The organism is Hyphomonas johnsonii MHS-2 (assembly GCF_000685275.1).
Taxonomy (GTDB): domain Bacteria; phylum Pseudomonadota; class Alphaproteobacteria; order Caulobacterales; family Hyphomonadaceae; genus Hyphomonas; species Hyphomonas johnsonii.
Genome location: NZ_ARYK01000009.1, coordinates 106,464 through 125,529, shown reverse-complemented (window position 1 = coordinate 125,529; position 19,066 = coordinate 106,464). Strand labels below are relative to the sequence as shown.

The following is a 19,066-nucleotide window of genomic DNA, read 5'->3' as shown; positions in this document are numbered from 1 at the left end:
CCGGCTCGCCGGTCGGGATGGATCAGGAACCAGCGACTTCCTGGATAATTTTCTGCGCTTCTGCTTTCGGCACTTCGTCATAGTGATCGAAGATCATCGTGAACTGTGCGCGCCCTTGCGACATGCCGCGAAGGTTCGAAACGTAGCCGAACATGTTGACCAGCGGCACGAAGGCATTGATCGCCACCGCATTGCCGCGCGGTTCAGACCCCTGGATCTGGCCGCGACGGGAGTTCAGGTCGCCGATCACATCACCCATATAGTCTTCCGGTGTGACGACTTCCACTTTCATGATCGGCTCCATCAGGCGCGGATCACCCTTGCCCTTGAGCTCACGGAACGCGCCGCGGGCGGCGATTTCGAAAGCGAGGACCGAGGAGTCAACATCGTGGTAGGCGCCGTCAACCAGAACAGCCTTGAAGTCTGTGACAGGATAACCAGCCAGAAGGCCGTTTTCCTTGGCCATGTTGAGGCCCTTCTCGACACCTGGAATGTATTCCTTGGGAACCGAACCACCGACGATCGTGCTTTCGAACACGAAGCCCGAACCGGCTTCGAGCGGCTCGAACTGCAGCTTGATGCGCGCGAACTGGCCGGTACCACCGGACTGCTTCTTGTGCGTGTAGTCGATCTCGGCCGGACGGCCGATCTTTTCGCGGTAGGCCACCATGGGCTGACCGATATTGGCTTCAACCTTGAACTCGCGCTTCAGGCGGTCAATCAGGATGTCGAGGTGGAGCTCGCCCATCCCTTTCATGATCGTCTGGCCGGATTCGAAATCGGTTTCGACGCGGAAGGACGGATCCTCCGCAGCAAGCCGCTGCAGGCCGACCGACATTTTTTCCTGGTCTGCCTTGGATTTTGGCTCGACAGCGATCTCGATCACCGGATCGGGGAAGGTCATCGTTTCCAGGACGACAGGCTTGTTCACGTCACAGACCGTATCACCGGTCGTGGTTTCCTTGAGGCCGGCGAGCGCCACGATGTCGCCTGCGAAGGCTTCCGTGATCTCGTCCTGCTTGTTGGAGTGCATCATGACCATCCGGCCGACGCGCTCACGCTTGCCCTTGGTGGAGTTCAGGAACGCATCGCCCTTCGACAGCGTACCGGAATAGATGCGCGTGAAGGTCAGCGTGCCCATGTACGGGTCGTTCATGATCTTGAAGGCGAGACCCGAGAACGGGTCGCTGTCATTCGCACGACGCTCAATGTTGCGCACTTCTTCTTCATCGCCGGGCAGGAAGCCCATGTATGGCGGCACGTCGAGCGGACCGGGCAGATAGTCGATCACAGCGTTCAGCATGGGCTGGACGCCCTTGTTCTTGAACGCCGATCCACACATGACCGGCACGAACTTCATGGCCAGCGTACCCTTGCGGATCAGCTTGCGCAGCGTTGGGATGTCCGGCTCCGTGCCTTCGAGGAAGGCCTCCATGGCGTCATCGTCCATCTCGACAGCAAGTTCGACGAGGTGGGCGCGCATTTCTTCGGCCTGGGCCTTGAGGCTGTCGCGGATAGGATGGAGCACCCAGGACGCGCCGAGATCGTCGCCTTCCCAGACCCATTCCTGCATCGTGACAAGATCCACGTGACCAGCCAGATCGACTTCCGAGCCGATCGGCAGCTGGATCGGAGCAGGCGTCGCCCCTGTGCGATCCTTGATCATGCGCACGCAGTTGAAGAAGTCAGCGCCGATCTTGTCCATCTTGTTGACGAACACGATCCGCGGAACCTTGTAGCGGTCGGCCTGGCGCCAGACGGTTTCGGTCTGGGGCTCGACACCGGCATTGGCATCGAGAACACAGACTGCGCCATCGAGAACGGCCAGGGAACGCTCGACTTCGATCGTGAAGTCAACGTGTCCGGGCGTGTCGATGATATTGAAACGGTACTTGTCGGACAGCGGCGTCGAGCCGTCTTCCGTGCGCTCCCAGAACGTGGTCGTCGCAGCGGACGTGATCGTGATGCCACGTTCCTGCTCCTGCTCCATCCAGTCCATGGTCGCGGCGCCATCGTGCACTTCGCCAAGCTTGTGCGATTTGCCGGTGTAATAGAGGATGCGCTCTGTCGTCGTGGTCTTGCCAGCATCAATGTGGGCCATGATGCCAAAGTTACGATAGCGATCCAGCGTGTATTCGCGGGCCATGTGAGTAAACCTTCGTGTCTGCTTTCCGGGAGGAAATCTCGGCACCTGACGGGCGCGTCGCCCTCAGGTGCCTTGTCGTTCCAGTGCTGATTACCAGCGGTAGTGCGCAAAAGCCTTGTTAGCGTCGGCCATGCGGTGCGTGTCTTCGCGCTTCTTGACTGCGTTGCCGCGGCCCTGACTCGCATCCATCAACTCACCGGCAAGACGCTCACGCATCGTGTTTTCATTGCGGCTTGCAGCGGCTGCGGACAGCCAGCGGATTGCAAGGGCCTGACGGCGCTCGGTGCGGACTTCGACCGGGACCTGGTAGGTCGCACCACCAACGCGGCGCGAACGCACTTCGACTGAAGGCGCGATGGCCTCGAGAGCGGCGTGGAACACTTCCACCGGGTTCTTCTTCGAACGGGATTCGACGAGATCGAACGCACCATAGACGATACGTTCAGCAACCGACTTTTTACCATCACGCATGATCTGGTTCATGAACTTCGTGACGATGACGTCCTTGAACTTCGGATCCGCGAGGACTTGGCGCTTCTCTGCACTGTGACGACGAGACATGGAGCGGCCCTCTTATTTCGGTTTCTTCGCGCCGTAATGCGAACGGCGCTGTTTACGGTTCTTGACGGGCTGGGTGTCCAGCGCGCCGCGGATGATGTGGTAACGCACACCGGGAAGGTCTTTCACGCGGCCGCCGCGGATCAGCACAACGGAGTGCTCCTGCAGGTTGTGGCCTTCGCCCGGAATGTAGCACAGCGACTCGAACCCGGAGGTGAGGCGCACTTTTGCCACTTTGCGGAGCGCGGAGTTCGGCTTCTTTGGCGTCGTCGTATAGACGCGCGTGCACACGCCGCGACGCTGCGGGCAGGCCTTGAGAGCCGGGGTCTTGGTCCGCGTGGGCTTGGGCGAACGCGGATTGCGAATTAGCTGCTGGATTGTGGGCATTCGGGCCTTCTGTCTCTTTTGGTCTCATGGCCCGATGGGCCGGTAACGAAATGATGCCCCGAAGGCTGCACGCAGCTTCCGGGACGGCTGAAAACTTGGGGGCCAGATTGGCCGGAAATGACTATTCCCGGTACGGCGAATGGGCTTTCACCCGGTTGCCTCTCTGACGATGCGTGGCGTGTAAGCCTCTCAGGCGCTGGCGTCAAGGGTCGCTTGCGGCTCGGCCGCAGCTATCTTTCGCGCTGGAGCCGGGGTCAGAATGGCAATCCGATCCGGGCGACGCAGGCCTGTTCCTGCGGGTTGGCACCACCGTCAACCAATTGGCGCTTGAATTCAGCCAATTCTGCCGCCCTGTTCGGCTCGAGCGTGTCGAGGCGTCCGAACTCGTCGGCGTGCAGCGTGTCCCTGCAACCTGCGATCTGGAGGCTCTCATGCGAGAGCCATGCGACCAGCGATATTGCAACAATTGCGCACGCGGCACCGATTCCATCCTGTCTGCTCATGCCGGCATCATCCCTGAAAATGAGAAAGCCCGCCATCGCTGGCAGGCTTTCCCGATAGATGCAAGATCAGGCGTTCGGGCCTATTCGGCCGAAGGCTCCGAAACCGGCGCAGGCAAGGCGGCCATTGCCAGCATTTCGGCTTCTTCCTGGGCCTTGGCCATGGCGGCTGCCCGCTTGGCCTTGAGCTTGATGTCGCGCTCGGCTGCCACACGGCGGTACTGGCGGATGCCGCCGCCTGTACCGGCCGGGATCAGGCGGCCAACGATGACGTTTTCCTTGAGCCCGTCGAGCGTATCGATCTTGCCCTGAATGGCCGCTTCGGTAAGCACGCGGGTCGTCTCCTGGAAGGACGCTGCCGAGATGAAGCTGCGGGTTTGCAGCGACGCCTTGGTGATGCCGAGCAGGAGGGGCGCTCCCGTTGCCATCTTCTGGTCCTTCTTGCGAGACTTGCGCACGACTTCGTTCGCCTCGTCGAAGTCGACCACGTCAATGTGCTCGCCAACAATATAGGGCGTGTCGCCGCCATCGGTGATCTCGACCTTCTGCAGCATCTGCCGGACAATCACTTCGATGTGCTTGTCGTTGATCGGCACGCCCTGCAGGCGGTAGACCTTCTGAACTTCCTCGATGAGGTAGTTCGCCAGCGCCTCGACACCAAGCGTCGACAGGATGTCCTGCGGCGCCGGGTTACCGTCCATCAGGTATTCACCCCGTTTGATGAAGTCCCCGTCCTGGACGGCGAGGTGCTTGCCCTTCGGCACGAGGTAATCGATCTGATCACGACCTTCCTCGAGCGGCACGATCGAGACGCGGCGCTTGTTCTTGTAGTCGCGTCCATAGACGACCTTGCCATCGACTTCAGCGATGATGGCGTGATCCTTCGGACGACGGGCTTCGAACAGTTCGGCCACACGTGGCAGACCACCCGTGATATCCCGGGTCTTCGCACCACCGGTCGTCACACGCGCGAGCGTGTCACCGGCTTCGATCTTGTCACCATCCGACACAGACAGGATGGCGCCAACGGACAGAAGGTAAACCGCGTCCGACCCGTTGGGCAGCTTCACCGGCTTGCCGTCCTTGTCGATGATCTGGATCGACGGCTTGATATCCGCCGATTTCGATGCCGACCGCCAGTCGATAACAACGCGCGACGAGATGCCGGTTGCTTCATCCGTTTCCTCGCGAACCGAGACGCCGTCGATCACGTCGATCAACTTGGCTTCACCGGCCACTTCGGACACGATCGGCTGGGCGAACGGATCCCAGTCTGCCAGCGGCATGCCGGGCGTGACCTTTGCCTTGTCCTTGACCATCAGGCGCGTGCCGTAGGCAGGGCGGAACGACTGGCGTGTCCGGCCGTCCGCATCGACAATTTCCACCTGCATGCGGCGACCCACGACGACAATGCTCTTGTCCTTGCGCGTCACGAACTCAGCATCCGTGAACCGAACCGTACCCTCGAAGCTTGCTTCGACGGACGACTGGTCCGCAACCTGGGCCGCACCACCGATGTGGAACGTCCGCATGGTCAGCTGGGTACCCGGTTCGCCGATCGACTGCGCCGCGATGACACCCACGGCCTCGCCACGGTTCACCACCGTGCCGCGTGCCAGGTCGCGTCCGTAGCACTGGACGCAAATGCCGTTGCGGGCTTCACAGGTCAGGGCAGAGCGCGCCTTGACCACATCGACGCCGGCGTTTTCGATTACATCGGCAAGATCTTCGTCAACATAGGTATTGGCCGGAACCACGAGCGTGCCGTCAGCACCCTTCACGTCTTCAGCCGTGACACGTCCGAGAAGGCGTTCGCCAATCGACACAACGACATCTGCGCCTTCCATGACGGCACTGATGTCGATGCCTTTTTCCGTACCACAGTCATCTTCGTTGATGATGCAGTCCTGCGCGACGTCGACAAGACGACGGGTCAGGTAACCGGAGTTGGCAGTCTTCAGGGCGGTGTCTGCAAGGCCCTTACGGGCACCGTGGGTGGAGTTGAAGTACTCCAGAACGGTCAGGCCTTCCTTGAAGTTCGAAATGATCGGTGTCTCGATGATTTCGCCGGACGGCTTGGCCATCAGGCCACGCATGCCAGCCAGCTGCTTCATCTGGTTCTTCGAACCGCGAGCACCTGAATCGGCCATCATGTAGATCGAGTTGACCTGCTGCTTGCGGTCACCCTTGGCGACTTGGGCCTTGGAAGCCGACTCCATCATGGCGTCGGCGACCTTGTCGGTGCAGGTCGACCAGGCGTCGACAACCTTGTTGTACTTCTCGCCACGCGTGATCAGGCCGTCGGCATATTGCCGTTCGTATTCGGAGACCAGTTCCTTGGTGGTGTTGACAAGCTTCTGCTTGGACTCAGGGATAACCATGTCGTCCTTGCCGAACGAGATGCCAGCCTTGCAGGCCTCGCGGAAGCCCAGTTCCATGATCTTGTCGCAGAAGATGACCGTCGCCTTCTGACCGCACAGGCGGTAGACCTCGTCGATGATCTTGCCGATCACCTTCTTGGTCAGGATCGTGTTGACGAGATCAGGCTGAATGCCTTTGAAGCGCGGCAGGATGTTGGCCACCATATACCGGCCCGGCGTCGTTTCGATGACGCGCCGCCATGGCTTGCCATCGTCGTCGACGCCTTCGTACATCGCCTTGATCTTCGAGTGCAGTGACACGAAGCCATTGTCGAGCGCCTGCTCGATCTCGGCCAGGTCCGTGAACAGCATGCCGTTGCCAATCTCTTCGTCGCGATCGAGCGACAGGTAGTAGAGACCGAGGATGATATCCTGGGACGGCACGATGATTGGCTTGCCGTTGGCCGGGCTGAGGATGTTGTTGGTCGACATCATCAGGACGCGGCACTCCAGCTGCGCCTCGAGGCTGAGCGGCACGTGAACGGCCATCTGGTCGCCGTCAAAGTCAGCGTTGAACGCAGCGCAGACCAGCGGGTGAAGCTGGATGGCCTTGCCCTCGATCAGTTTCGGTTCGAACGCCTGGATACCAAGACGGTGCAGGGTCGGTGCCCGGTTGAGCATGATCGGGTGCTCGCGGATAACCTCGTCGAGGATGTCCCAGACTTCCGGCTTTTCCTTTTCCACGAGCTTCTTGGCAGCCTTGACGGTTCCGGCGAGGCCTTTCGCGTCGAGACGCGCGTAGATGAAGGGCTTGAACAGTTCGAGCGCCATCTTCTTCGGCAGGCCGCATTCGTGCAGCTTCAGGTTCGGGCCAACCACGATGACCGAACGGCCGGAATAGTCGACGCGCTTGCCGAGGAGGTTCTGGCGGAAGCGGCCCTGCTTGCCTTTCAGCATGTCGGAGATCGACTTCAGCGGGCGCTTGTTGGTGCCCGTGATCGTGCGGCCGCGGCGGCCGTTGTCGAACAGGGCGTCAACCGACTCCTGGAGCATCCGCTTTTCGTTGCGGATGATGATGTCCGGCGCACGAAGCTCCATCAGGCGCTTCAGGCGGTTGTTCCGGTTGATCACGCGGCGGTAGAGGTCGTTGAGATCGGACGTGGCGAAGCGGCCACCATCCAGCGGCACCAGCGGGCGCAGGTCCGGGGGAATGACCGGAACCACGGTGAGGATCATCCATTCGGGCTTGGCGCGCGACTGGAGGAACGACTCGACCACTTTCAGGCGCTTGGACGCCTTCTTGGTCTTCAGTTCCGACGTCGACTCACGCAGGTCCTCGCGGAGCGTTTCCGCCAGCGTTGGCAGGTCCAGGTTGCGGAGGATTTCGCGGATCGCTTCGGCGCCGATCATGGCCGTGAACGCGTCTTCGCCGAGACGGTCCTGCGTGTCCATGTACTCTTCTTCGGTCAGCAGCTGCTTCGGCTCCAGCTCGGTCAGGCCGGGCTCGATGACGACATAGCTTTCGAAGTAGAGAACGCGCTCGACATCCTTGAGCGCCATGTCAACCAGGGTCGAAATCCGGGACGGCAGCGACTTCAGGAACCAGATGTGCGCGACCGGTGCAGCCAGGTCGATATGGCCCATGCGCTCGCGCCGCACGCGGGCAAGGGTGACTTCGACGCCGCACTTCTCGCAGACAATACCGCGATACTTGATGCGCTTGTACTTGCCACAGAGGCACTCATAGTCCTTCACCGGCCCGAAGATGCGGGCGCAGAAAAGGCCGTCACGTTCTGGCTTGAACGTACGGTAGTTGATGGTTTCGGGCTTCTTGATCTCGCCCGACGACCAGGACCGGATTTTCTCCGGGCTGGCGATGGAAATACGGATCGCCTCGAAAGTGGGGGCGGGCGTATTCGGGTTGAAAATGCTGGCGACGTCCTGGCGCATGGGTGTCTGCTCCTTGGGTGGGCGGTGTTATCGGGGCAATGGGGCCCCTGCCCTCATTAAATTTCGTGTCGACCGGGTCGCCCCACACATCCGGTGTCCGATGCGTGGGGCAGCCCTCTTATCTTCGTGTCATCTACTCTGCAGCGACCGTGGACCCCTCGTCCTCGCCTTCGCCGTTGTCTTCCTCGATCAGCTCGACGTTGAGCCCAAGTGAACGCATCTCCTTGATGAGGACGTTGAAGCTCTCCGGGATACCGGCTTCGAACGAGTCATCACCGCGCACGATCGATTCGTAGATCTTCGCCCGGCCTGCCGTATCGTCCGACTTGACCGTCAGCATTTCCTGCAGCGTGTACGCGGCGCCGTAGGCCTCAAGGGCCCAGACTTCCATCTCACCGAAGCGCTGGCCACCGAACTGCGCCTTGCCGCCCAGCGGTTGCTGGGTAACGAGCGAGTAGGGTCCGGTCGAACGCGCGTGGATTTTCTCGTCCACGAGGTGGTGCAGTTTGAGCAGGTACTTGTATCCGACAGTCACTGGCCGCGCGAACTGGATGCCCGTCCGTCCGTCGAACATCTTGACCTGGCCCGACGTATCGAGGCCGGCCCGCTCGAGCAGGTCGTTGATGTCGCTTTCGCGCGCACCGTCGAAGACCGGCGTGGCGATCGGAACACCATTGCGGAGGTTGCCGGCCAGCTCGACGATCTCGTCGTCGGTCTCGGGCAATTCCTGTTCCTTGCCATAAGCGGTGACCAGCGCCTTCCGCAGCGCCTTCATGTCATGCTTCTGGTGGAATTCTTCCAAGGCCTGGTCGATGATGCGGCCAAGACCGCGGCACGCCCAGCCCGTGTGGGTTTCGAGGATCTGGCCGACGTTCATGCGCGATGGCACGCCCAGCGGGTTCAGCACGATATCGACCGGTGTACCGTCCTCAAGGAACGGCATGTCTTCACTCGGGTTGATTTTCGAGACCACACCCTTGTTACCGTGGCGACCAGCCATCTTGTCACCGGGCTGCAGCTTGCGTTTCACAGCCAGGAAGACTTTGACAACCTTCATCACGCCTGGCGGCAGGTCGTCGCCGCGCTGGACCTTGTCGACCTTGTCGTTGAACCGCGCTTCCAGTTCGTGGATTGATCCGTCGAACTGAACCCGCAGCGCATCGAGGTCGGCCTGGGCCTTTTCCGATTTGAGTGCGATATCCCACCACTGGCTTTCGCTGAGCTCTTCGAGCGCCGCTGGCGTGATGCGGCCCGCCTTGAAGCCTTTCGGCCCCGCGACGGCTTCCTTGCCGGTCAGCAGTTCAGCAAGACGTGCATAGGTGTTGCGTTCAAGGATCGACTGTTCGTCTTCCTTGTCTTCCTGCAGCTGTTCGATCTGTTCGCGCTCGATCTGAAGGGCCCGTTGGTCCTTGTCGATGCCGTGGCGGTTGAAGATGCGCACATCAACAACCGTACCTGCGTCACCCGGAGGCACGCGCAGCGACGTATCGCGAACGTCAGAGGCTTTTTCACCGAAGATGGCGCGGAGAAGCTTTTCTTCCGGCGTCATCGGGCTTTCGCCCTTCGGCGTGACCTTGCCGACGAGGATGTCACCGGCCTTCACTTCGGCGCCCACAGCCACGATACCGGCTTCGTCGAGGTTGCGCAGGGCTTCCTCGCCGACGTTCGGAATGTCGCGGGTGATCTCTTCCGGCCCAAGCTTCGTGTCACGCGCCGCAATCTCGAATTCCTCGATGTGGATCGACGTGAACACGTCATCCTTCACGATGCGTTCGGAGATCAGGATCGAGTCCTCGAAGTTGTAACCGTTCCAGGGCATGAACGCGACGAGCACGTTACGGCCAAGCGCCAGTTCACCGAGATCGGTCGAAGGACCATCCGCGATGATGTCATTCTTCGAAACCGTATCGCCCACTTTGACGATCGGACGCTGGTTGATGCAGCTGTTCTGGTTCGAACGGCGGAACTTGGCGAGACGATAGATATCGACGCCCGATTTGGAGCCTTCGAGGTCTTCCGTCGCCCGGACCACGATGCGCAGCGCGTCGACCTGCTCGACCACACCAGCCCGACGGGCGATGATGGCGGCGCGGCTGTCGCGGGCAACGATGGATTCCATCCCCGTGCCGACGAACGGCGCTTCGGACTTCACCAGCGGAACCGCCTGGCGTTGCATGTTCGATCCCATGAGGGCGCGGTTGGCGTCATCATTTTCAAGGAACGGGATCAGCGAGGCAGCAACCGACACGACCTGCTTCGGCGAGACGTCCATGAACTGGATGTCGTCCTTGGCAACCATGGTCGCTTCGCCAGCCACACGGGCGTTGACGAACTCATTCTGGAGTTCGCCCTTCTCGTTGACCGAAGCGTTGGCCTGAGCGATCGAATAGATCGACTCTTCCATGGCTGAAAGATACACGACCTCGTCGGTCTGCTTGCCGTTCAGGACCTTGCGGTACGGGCTTTCGATGAAGCCGTACTTGTTGATCCGCGCATGCGTGGCCAACGAGTTGATCAGGCCGATGTTCGGGCCTTCCGGCGTTTCGATCGGGCAGATACGCCCGTAGTGGGTCGGGTGAACGTCGCGGACTTCGAAGCCAGCGCGTTCGCGGGTCAGACCGCCCGGGCCGAGGGCTGAAAGACGGCGCTTGTGGGTGATTTCCGACAGCGGGTTGGTCTGGTCCATGAACTGCGACAGCTGCGACGAGCCAAAGAATTCACGCACCGAGGCCACAACCGGCTTCGCGTTGATCAGGTCGTGCGGCATGACTGTGTCGATATCGACCGAGCCCATGCGCTCCTTGATCGCACGCTCCATGCGAACGAGACCGATGCGGTAATTGTTCTCCATCAGTTCGCCGACCGAGCGCACCCGGCGGTTGCCGAGGTTGTCGATGTCGTCCACTTCACCCTTGCCGTCTTTCAGGTCGAGAATGACCTTCATGACGCCAATGATGTCGTCATTGCGCAGGACGCGCATGTCGTCGGCGGCCGATTCATAGCCCTTCACGGCGACGCTGAGACGCATGTTCATCTTCACCCGGCCAACGGCCGAGAGGTCATAGCGCTCGGGATCGAAGAACAGCTGGCCGAACAGGGCGTCAGCCGCATCCTGCGTCGGCGGTTCGCCGGGACGCATCACGCGGTAAATGTCGGAGAGCGCTTCGAAGCGCGTCTCGTTCTTGTCGGCCTTCAGTGTGTTGCGCAGCCATGGGCCGCGGCCCGATGCATCGATATCAAGCACTTCGATTGTCTTGATGCCGTATTCGCGCATCTCGGCGATGATTTCTTCCTCGAGCATGTCGCCGGCTTCACCGAAGATCTCGCCGGTTTCCATGTTGACGACGTCGCGAGCGAGGAATTTGCCAACAAGGGCTTCCGACGGCACGAGAATCTCGTCCGTGCCGGCTTCAGCGATGCGCTTTGCCTTGAGGGCCGTGATCTTCTTGCCAGCCTCAGCGATCGACTTCTTCGACTTGGCGTCGATCAGGTCGAACTCGGGCTTCAGGCCTTTCCAGGCTTCCGAACGGAAACCCGTGATCCAGCCCTTCTTGTCCATGCGATAGATCGAATGGGTATAGAACAGGTCGAGGATCTGCTCGGTATCATAACCGAGCGCGTACAGCATGGTCGTCGCCGGCAGCTTGCGCTTGCGGTCGATACGGATGTTGAGGACGTCTTTCGCGTCAAATTCGAAGTCGAGCCACGAACCACGATACGGAATGATGCGCGCAGCAAACAGCAGCTTGCCGGACGTGTGGGTCTTGCCCTTGTCATGGTCGAAGAACACGCCGGGCGAACGGTGCATCTGCGAGACGATCACGCGCTCGGTGCCGTTCACGACGAATGTACCCTTGTCCGTCATCAGCGGGATGTCGCCGAGATAGCATTCCTGCTCTTTGACTTCCTTGACCGAGCGGGCACCCGTGTCTTCGTCAATATCGAACACGACCAGTTGCAGGCGCACCTTGAGCGGCGCCTGATAGGTCAGATCGCGCTGCATGCACTCCTCAACGTCGAATTTCGGCGTTTCGAATTCATAATTGACGTACTCGAGCGTCGCACGCTCGGAAAAATCTGTGATCGGGAACACCGATTTGAAAACACCTCCGAGCCCATCGTCCGTGCGCTTCTCGCGCGGCGTGTGCATCTGAAGGAAGCTCTCGTAAGAATCGCGCTGAACCTCGATCAGGTTCGGCATTTCAATAGCTTCGGGAATGCGCCCGAAGGACTTGCGGATACGTTTCTTTTCCGTGAAGGAGAGTGCCATCCCAGGATCCCAATTTTGTCCGTCCGGACCACATGGCCACAGACCTTATCACCAGAACGCGAGTTCGCGGCGGACTCCTGAGAGCCCGCCGCGCAGTTCTATAGGTCAGACAGCGCCTCGCGCGAACACTGCCCGGATTTGAAGAAGCCGCAGCCTACTTAAGCTCGACAGTTGCGCCGGCTTCTTCGAATTTCTTCTTGATCTCTTCAGCTTCAGCTTTCGAGACGCCTTCCTTGATCGGCTTAGGAGCAGCTTCGACCAGGTCTTTCGCTTCTTTCAGGCCGAGAGCCGGCACGACGTCGCGAACAGCTTTGATGACGTTGATTTTCTTGTCACCAGCCGACGTCAGGATAACGTCGAACTCGGTCTGCTCTTCCGCAGCAGCGGCCGGAGCAGCACCACCCGCAGCAGCGGCAACAGCCACTGGCGCAGCAGCGGAAACGCCCCACTTTTCTTCAAGCAGTTTCGCCAGCTCAGCAGCCTCAAGAACGGTAAGGGCGGAGAGGTCTTCGACAATCTTTTCGAGATTTGCCATTGTTTGATTTCCTATTTGGTTCGGTTGTTAGAGTCAGTTTGTTGCGAAAACGGGCGCCTTAGGCTGCATCTTTCGATGCGTATGCCGACACCACACGGGCAAGCTGGCTGGCCGGAGCCTGGATGACGCCTGCAACTTTCGTTGCCGGTGCCTGCAGGAGGCCAACAATTTTGCCACGGAGCTGGTCGAGAGACGGAAGCTTCGCGAGAGCCTGGACGCCACTGGCATCCAGAACCACGTCACCCATGAACCCGCCGATGATGATGAACTTGGCGTTGTCTTTCGCAAATTCATCTGCCGCTTTCGCAGCCGACACCGGGTCTGGCGCATAGGCAATTGCCACTGGCCCCTTGAACAGGGCTTGGGCATCGTCGCCGCCTTGACCGTCGAGCGCAATTTTCGCCAGACGATTCTTGACCACCTTAAGCTGACCGCCATCCTTACGAAGGGCGACGCGCAGCTTTGACATTTCCGCAACGGTCATTCCGGAATAGTGGGTCACGATGACCGCACCGGACTCAGCAAACACCCCTTTCAGGGTGTCGAGAGCCACTGTTTTTCCAGCTTTATCCATAGCGGGTCTCCAGTAGAGGCGCCCGGACCATCCGGCCGCCCTGGTAATCGCCTTCTGCCCGCGAGGGGCTTCCAGCGCCTGCCCAGGGATTGGCCTGCCCGGTAAAGCCATACCGGGAACATCCCGATATATCCGAACCGTTTCAACGCCTCACCCCGTCTGCATAGGTGGCTGAAATGCCTTTATCCAACCCGAGAGTCGGACCTATGGTCTTGGACAGGAAAACGGGAGGCCGCCGATGCACATCGGTGATCTCCCGTCAAGAGAGGTCTGTTAACGCTTTATCCAAAGCCCCGCAACCCCTTCTTGTGAGAAAAAGCCGCGAATCACGGAAAAAGCCCGGATCCATCAGATCCGGGCCTTCCTGATTGTCTTCAAGCCTCAAAAGAGGCTGGATTATTTGGCCTCGGCCGTATCGATCATGATGCCGGCGCCCATGGTCGACGACAGCGAAATCTTGCGAACGAACTGCCCTTTCGCACCCGACGGACGCGACTTGACCAGCGCGCCGAGGAACGCCGTAACGTTCTTCTCGATGTCTGCCTGGCTGAAGCTCGCCTTGCCGATACCGGCATGGATGATGCCGGCTTTTTCGACACGGAACTCGACCGAGCCGCTTTTTGCGTCCTTGACGGCCTGGGCGACGTTTGGCGTCACGGTGCCGACTTTCGGGTTTGGCATCAGGCCGCGCGGACCAAGCACCTTACCGAGGCGGCCAACGATTGCCATCATGTCCGGCGACGCGATAACCCGGTCGAAGTCCATGAAGCCGCCCTGGATTTTCTCCATCAGGTCTTCTGCACCGACAAAGTCTGCGCCGGCCGCTTTGGCCTCGTCGGCCTTTGCGTCCTTTGCGAACACGGCGACGCGAACGTCCTTGCCTGTGCCCGATGGCAGGTTGACCACGCCGCGGACCATCTGGTCGGCATATTTCGGATCGACACCGAGATTGACGGAGATATCGATCGTCTCGTCAAACTTGGCCGTCGCATTGCCCTTCACGAGCGCAACAGCTTCACTGACGGTGTAGGCTTTGTCGCGATCAATCGTTTCTGCAATTGCGCGAGTACGTTTTCCTGGTTTCGTCATGTCTCTTACTCCACCACGCTCAGGCCCATTGCGCGGGCAGAGCCGGCAATGATTTTCGACGCCGAATCGAGGTCAGTCGCGTTGAGGTCTTCCATCTTCATTTCCGCGATCTCGCGGATCTGCTTCATGGTCACCTTGCCAACCGTGTCGTAGCCGGGCTTTTTCGAGCCGGAAGCTGGCTTCTTGCCCAGCTTCAGGCCGGCAGCCTTCTTCAGCAGCACGGTCGCCGGAGGCGTCTTCGTGACGAAGGTGAAGGACTTGTCCTGATAATACTGGATGACGACCGGGATCGGCAGGCCTTCTTCCATGCTCTGCGTCTTGGCGTTGAACGCCTTGCAGAATTCCATGATGTTGATGCCGCGCTGACCGAGCGCCGGGCCGACGGGCGGGGAAGGGTTTGCCTTGCCTGCGGGAATCTGGAGCTTGATCTGCCCCAGCAGTTTCTTAGCCATTGTGTCCTCACAATTATGTCTAGGGGGCGGTGGTCTTTCGATCCGCCCCGATTGGTATCGAGGGTCCGCGGTCCGGCTGGCTGGCCTTCCGCAGATGCGCGCGTATGGATCATTGGCCGGGTTTGGTCAAGCGGGACAGGTGATAACGCCCGACCAATACCCGTTCCAGGCGGCCCGCTACATCAGGGCGTATCCCTTGGCATTGATGTATTGGCGCAAGGCTGCCGCCCGGTTGGCCGGGTCAGGGTGGGTCGACAGGAATTCCGGCTGGCGCTGCCCGGAGGAATTCGCATCCATCAGCTCCCACAGGCGGACCGACTGGGTCACGTCATAGCCGGCCTGGTGCATGTAATCGACGCCCAACCTGTCCGCTTCCAGTTCGTGCCGGCGGCTATAGGGCAGGATCACGCCGAACTGCATTGCCGCGCCACCGAGCGCGCCGATCGCCGTGCCATACTTGCTGAGCTCATCATTGGACGCGATCGCGATCTGGCTGGCCGTCAGCGAGACCTGGGCCAAAGTGGAAACCGACAGGCGCTCGGCAGCATGCCGCCCGACGACATGGCCCGTCTCGTGGCCGAGAACCGAAGACAGCTGGTCGTCATTCTCCGTCAGTTCCGTAATACCGCGGTACACGCCCACACGGTTTCCCGGCATGACGAACGCGTTGACATCGTCCGTGTCGAAGACGGCAACGTCCCAGCTGGCGCCCTGCGGGACATGCCCTTCCTTTTCGGCGCCCTGGATGGTGCGGCTCCAGACGTTGAGCACGCGGTTCTTGAGGCCTGTATTCGCCGTAACCGGGGTCTGCGCCTTCATGTCGGTCCAGGCAGAGGCTGCCATGCTGGCAACCTGATCGTCCCCGAAGAATACGAGCTGGTTCGTTCCGGTCGCGGGGTTGGTGGTGCAACTCGAGACAAAGGGAAACACTGTTCCCGCAGCGATGCCCGTGATGATCGCGCGGCGCGACATGTTTATTCTCGGCGCGCCGTCTAGAATCCTGCCGTCAAATTCAATTCGTTCGGTCATCTGCTTCTCCAACTCACCTGTGCGATTTGAGGGTAACCCCGCAGTGCGAAAAAGCAATCGACGCGGCCGCTATCCATCCCAGGGTGAGGCCCGTGCGCTGAACTGCGCGTGAACAGGCGAACCGGGAAACTAGTCTTCGTCAGCAACGTCGCCAGACAGGATGGCCGCCTGCTCCACCCAGCCCTCACGTGAGATCCGGCCTGAAAAATTGAGGTGATTGTCGACCCACACGACATTTTCGGGCGTCCAAGCCGCGATCTGGTCAAAATGGAAAATACCGAGCTCATTCAGGACTTCCTGAATTTTCGGGCCAATGCCACCGACCATCGTCAGGTCATCCGGCATGCCAGCGACCGGCCGCTCGAGTGACAGCGGTTGCTCGGCGTCAACTTCCAGCGATGCATCTTCGTCTTCGTCTTCGTCTACTTCGTCCTCATCTCCGTCTTCATCTTCGTCTGCTTCATCCTCATCTTCGTCCGCTTCTTCATCATAGCCTGCCTCGCCATCGTCATCGTCCACCTCGTCGACATCTTCAAATTCGTCTTCGTCGGTGTCGGATTCGTCCAGGTCATCGCCCTCGTCGTCAAATTCCTCGTCCGGGTCGTCGCCGTCTGATTCATCGTCTTCCTCAGCGTATTCGTGCTCTTCTTCGTCATCCTCGGCCCCCGACATATCATCGGAGTCGACCGCCATTTGTGCGGCGTCACTTTCGGCATCCGAATCTTCGGTTGCTTCGTCATGGGCATCAGGATCGTCCCAGGCCTCGGTGCCGGCTTCCGCATCGTCGGACGAATGGTCGTCTTCCAGATCAGCAGCAGCGTCGGCCTCTTCCAGCCGGGAGAGAATGGCGTCGGACATGGAGGCGCCAGCCAGCGCGGCAGGACCAGCGTCCCCCTCTGTCTCCTCTGGAGCCTCGTCCTCGACCGTTGCGGACATTGCGGTTTGGACTTCCGCTGCCGCTGGCGCGCCATCCCCTTCGAAATAAGCGATACGGCCTTCAAGGAACCTGTTGCGCCACCGCAGGCGCGCCAGTTCTTCGTTGACGTCTTCCGGAACCCCCTGCGTCGCGGCCGGCGATACGGTTGGTTGCGCGGTGAGTTCGGCCTCCAGCGCGTCCACACGCTGTTTCAGGAAATCTGCCCGCCATTTCAGCTTGTCATATTCAGCGGTGTCTGCAGCGGGAGCCAGCGCCTGGCTCACAACCGCCGCAGTGCCCACGGACGCGACAGGGCGGCCGGACGATACCTCGTGCAACGTCGTCTCAAGGTGGCGCACGCGGCTTTCAAGGTGCCGGTTGCGCCAGACGAGCGAGGCGTCTTCCGCCTCACCCTTGCCCGCCGCTGGCTGGGCTGACACCGCCTGCGTGGCAACAGCCGGACGGGTGCCGGCTGCCTTCAGGGCCTGGAGTTCGGATTTCGATCGAGACAGTTCAGCGGACAGCTCGGCGACACGCTGTTCCCGCACTTTCAATTCGGCCCGAAGCGACGGGTCAGTGCCACCTGCTGCGCCCGGCGAAGCGCCTCTCTGGGCCGCGTAGAGGCCTTCAATCTCGCCTCGCGCCTGCTCCAGCTCTGTCTGGGCGACGTCGCGATCCACGCGCGCCGTGCGCAATTTCCCAACGAGGAGGATGCCACGAACAGACCAGCCGAGCATCAGGCCGAAGAAACCGACAGCGGCCAGCGCCATCCACATATGCGTCAGAAGCCAGGCCATCATTCGCTCCGTTCGAGAACCTTGAATTCAATCCGGCGATTCGCCGCCCGACCTTCCCTCGTTTCATTACCCCGTACCGGCACGTCCGGGCCATAGCCAATCGCAGACATTCGCCCTGCATCGATGCCCGTCCCTACCAGGTAGTCTGCGACGGCCTGTGCGCGGGCTTCGCTGAGGGCGATCGCCGCACTGCGGTTTGTCTGGTTGTCCGTATGGCCGCCAAGTTCGAACATCAGGGCCGGATCGCACTTGCCAGCAACAACCGCGAGCTTGTCGAGCGCCGGCGCGCTTTCCCGGCGGAAGCGGGCGGTGGTGTCTTCGAAGATGATCCTGTTGGTGCCGAGAACCGTCGCAAAGCCTGTCTCACAGGCCCCGAGCGGGTCCGTCGTAAAATCGATGCCGCTGATTTCCGGAACGCTGACCGGGATGGCCTCCACGAACACCTTGGCGGTGTAGGGACCGGACAGGTTCGCCGCGTCTTCCTGCAGGTATGCGAGCTGGGCGGCACCTGCCAAACCATCGATGCTGAAGCCCCCGCCTGCGGGGTCGAACGCCATCTCGCCCGACCGGAAACGGGCGAGATGCGGCAGCGCCATGCGAACACCGTGCATCCAGCCAACATAGTCCTGGTCGGCCACTTCCATCTCGTCGCGCACGTCACCGTCATAGGCGGCGCGGGCGATCGACAGTATTTCACCCCGTTCAGACTGGCTGGACACCTTGCCGCCAAGCACAAGCCCGTCTTCGCCGACCCGCGCGAACCAGACCGTCTCGCCCCGCACCAGGGATGCGCCGCTGAACGGCGCGGCGATGCTTGAAATCTCCGATGCCACCCGGGCACCTACGGCCTCGTCGGTTGAAACTGCCCGCAATCTGAGGGCCGTGTCGGCGAGGCGCACTTCACCGGAGTCCAGACGGCTGAGCTGGCGAATCCCCAACCGCGCGACACCCTGCCAGTTTCCGGCCGGAACACCGGAAGCAAGGCGCATTTCATCCACGACGGCCGCACCATCCGCGGCGATCGCAGCCTCGGCCACCAGGGCCGAGCGGATCGCCTTGCTGGGGACATGGCCGGACAGGATGAACACGCCGTCAGGCTGCTTCGTGGCCCGCCACACATAGGGCGATACCGGTGGCGCGCCATCGGCCAGGCTCAGCACCTGGGTCACGCCGCCAAAGATCAGGCCGCCCTTGCCGTCTGCCGTCAGCACAGCATTCGCGGCGTCGACGACGGCGTCGGGCGAAGGCGCTTTTCCGGAGAGGATTGCCGTCTGGCCATCGAGCCGGACGCTGGCCCAGTCCATTCCAGCTGCGGTGAGGGCAGCAGCGGTTTTCTGCTGGAGGCGGGATTGCAGGTTTACAGCGTTCTGTGGTGACTGGTAAACGCCCCACCAGCCCGCCAGTATGAGACCGGCGAGCGCGACCAGCGCAAACAGGTGATCGAGTAGCCTCATCGGGACCCCGCTTACTCCCTGAACACACTTCCCTGTCTTCAGGGATGCC

Annotated in this window: 13 protein-coding genes; all 13 read right to left on the bottom strand. The window is 60.8% G+C overall.

All coding sequences use genetic code 11. The features are described from left to right. Positions 1-22 precede the first annotated feature (22 nt). The 13 genes from fusA to HJO_RS15450 all read right to left on the bottom strand — a co-directional run bounded on the left by fusA (position 23) and on the right by HJO_RS15450 (position 19,017). Complete coding sequence (gene fusA / locus HJO_RS15510; protein ID WP_035618701.1) at positions 23-2,146, bottom strand: elongation factor G; 2,124 nt, start codon at positions 2,144-2,146, stop codon at positions 23-25. 90 nt (positions 2,147-2,236) lie between these two features. Further along, the gene (gene rpsG, locus HJO_RS15505; protein ID WP_035618699.1) at positions 2,237-2,707 is read right to left on the bottom strand and encodes a 30S ribosomal protein S7; all 471 of its coding nucleotides are present in this window, start codon (positions 2,705-2,707) and stop codon (positions 2,237-2,239) included. Between the two features lie 12 nt (positions 2,708-2,719). Continuing rightward, positions 2,720-3,091 (bottom strand): 30S ribosomal protein S12, encoded by a 372-nt coding sequence (gene rpsL / locus HJO_RS15500; RefSeq protein ID WP_034740661.1) that lies wholly within the window; start codon positions 3,089-3,091, stop codon positions 2,720-2,722. A 254-nt stretch (positions 3,092-3,345) separates the two neighbouring features. After that, positions 3,346-3,594 (bottom strand): hypothetical protein, encoded by a 249-nt coding sequence (locus HJO_RS15495; RefSeq protein ID WP_156945759.1) that lies wholly within the window; start codon positions 3,592-3,594, stop codon positions 3,346-3,348. 80 nt (positions 3,595-3,674) lie between these two features. Continuing rightward, positions 3,675-7,901, bottom strand: coding sequence for a DNA-directed RNA polymerase subunit beta' (rpoC, locus tag HJO_RS15490; RefSeq protein WP_035618693.1), 4,227 nt, complete (start codon positions 7,899-7,901; stop codon positions 3,675-3,677). 133 nt (positions 7,902-8,034) lie between these two features. Then, positions 8,035-12,171 carry a DNA-directed RNA polymerase subunit beta gene (gene rpoB / locus HJO_RS15485; RefSeq protein WP_035618690.1) on the bottom strand — a complete coding sequence of 1,379 codons (4,137 nt, stop codon included), beginning with the start codon at positions 12,169-12,171 and terminating at the stop codon, positions 8,035-8,037. Positions 12,172-12,325: 154 nt separating this feature from the next. Beyond that, complete coding sequence (gene rplL, locus HJO_RS15480) at positions 12,326-12,706, bottom strand: 50S ribosomal protein L7/L12 (RefSeq protein WP_035618688.1); 381 nt, start codon at positions 12,704-12,706, stop codon at positions 12,326-12,328. Positions 12,707-12,764: 58 nt separating this feature from the next. After that, entirely contained in the window at positions 12,765-13,280 is a 516-nt protein-coding gene (gene rplJ, locus HJO_RS15475; protein ID WP_035618685.1) for a 50S ribosomal protein L10, read from the bottom strand. Between the two features lie 396 nt (positions 13,281-13,676). Then, on the bottom strand, positions 13,677-14,369 hold the full coding sequence (rplA, locus tag HJO_RS15470; RefSeq protein ID WP_035618683.1) for a 50S ribosomal protein L1: 693 nt from the start codon (positions 14,367-14,369) through the stop codon (positions 13,677-13,679). Between the two features lie 5 nt (positions 14,370-14,374). Then, on the bottom strand, positions 14,375-14,821 hold the full coding sequence (gene rplK, locus HJO_RS15465) for a 50S ribosomal protein L11 (protein WP_035618681.1): 447 nt from the start codon (positions 14,819-14,821) through the stop codon (positions 14,375-14,377). 177 nt (positions 14,822-14,998) lie between these two features. Then, a complete protein-coding gene (locus tag HJO_RS15460; protein ID WP_084142087.1) occupies positions 14,999-15,850 on the bottom strand; it encodes a M48 family metallopeptidase in 852 nt (283 codons plus the stop codon). Between the two features lie 129 nt (positions 15,851-15,979). Then, positions 15,980-17,563, bottom strand: a complete 1,584-nt coding sequence (locus tag HJO_RS18470) for a hypothetical protein (RefSeq protein ID WP_156945756.1) — start codon at positions 17,561-17,563, stop codon at positions 15,980-15,982. Next, the gene (locus HJO_RS15450; protein WP_035618677.1) at positions 17,563-19,017 is read right to left on the bottom strand and encodes an OmpA family protein; all 1,455 of its coding nucleotides are present in this window, start codon (positions 19,015-19,017) and stop codon (positions 17,563-17,565) included. Before HJO_RS15450 ends, HJO_RS18470 begins: the two co-directional genes overlap by 1 nt. Between the last annotated feature and the right edge of the window lie 49 nt (positions 19,018-19,066).

Bases quoted from the DNA above. Each gene is read 5' to 3' on its own strand.
- fusA (WP_035618701.1), bottom strand. From the start codon at position 2,146: ATGGCCCGCGAATACACGCTGGATCGCTATCGTAACTTTGGCATCATG.
- rpsG (WP_035618699.1), bottom strand. From the start codon at position 2,707: ATGTCTCGTCGTCACAGTGCAGAGAAGCGCCAAGTCCTCGCGGATCCG.
- rpsL (WP_034740661.1), bottom strand. From the start codon at position 3,091: ATGCCCACAATCCAGCAGCTAATTCGCAATCCGCGTTCGCCCAAGCCC.
- HJO_RS15495 (WP_156945759.1), bottom strand. From the start codon at position 3,594: ATGAGCAGACAGGATGGAATCGGTGCCGCGTGCGCAATTGTTGCAATA.
- rpoC (WP_035618693.1), bottom strand. From the start codon at position 7,901: ATGCGCCAGGACGTCGCCAGCATTTTCAACCCGAATACGCCCGCCCCC.
- rpoB (WP_035618690.1), bottom strand. From the start codon at position 12,171: ATGGCACTCTCCTTCACGGAAAAGAAACGTATCCGCAAGTCCTTCGGG.
- rplL (WP_035618688.1), bottom strand. From the start codon at position 12,706: ATGGCAAATCTCGAAAAGATTGTCGAAGACCTCTCCGCCCTTACCGTT.
- rplJ (WP_035618685.1), bottom strand. From the start codon at position 13,280: ATGGATAAAGCTGGAAAAACAGTGGCTCTCGACACCCTGAAAGGGGTG.
- rplA (WP_035618683.1), bottom strand. From the start codon at position 14,369: ATGACGAAACCAGGAAAACGTACTCGCGCAATTGCAGAAACGATTGAT.
- rplK (WP_035618681.1), bottom strand. From the start codon at position 14,821: ATGGCTAAGAAACTGCTGGGGCAGATCAAGCTCCAGATTCCCGCAGGC.
- HJO_RS15460 (WP_084142087.1), bottom strand. From the start codon at position 15,850: ATGACCGAACGAATTGAATTTGACGGCAGGATTCTAGACGGCGCGCCG.
- HJO_RS18470 (WP_156945756.1), bottom strand. From the start codon at position 17,563: ATGGCCTGGCTTCTGACGCATATGTGGATGGCGCTGGCCGCTGTCGGT.
- HJO_RS15450 (WP_035618677.1), bottom strand. From the start codon at position 19,017: ATGAGGCTACTCGATCACCTGTTTGCGCTGGTCGCGCTCGCCGGTCTC.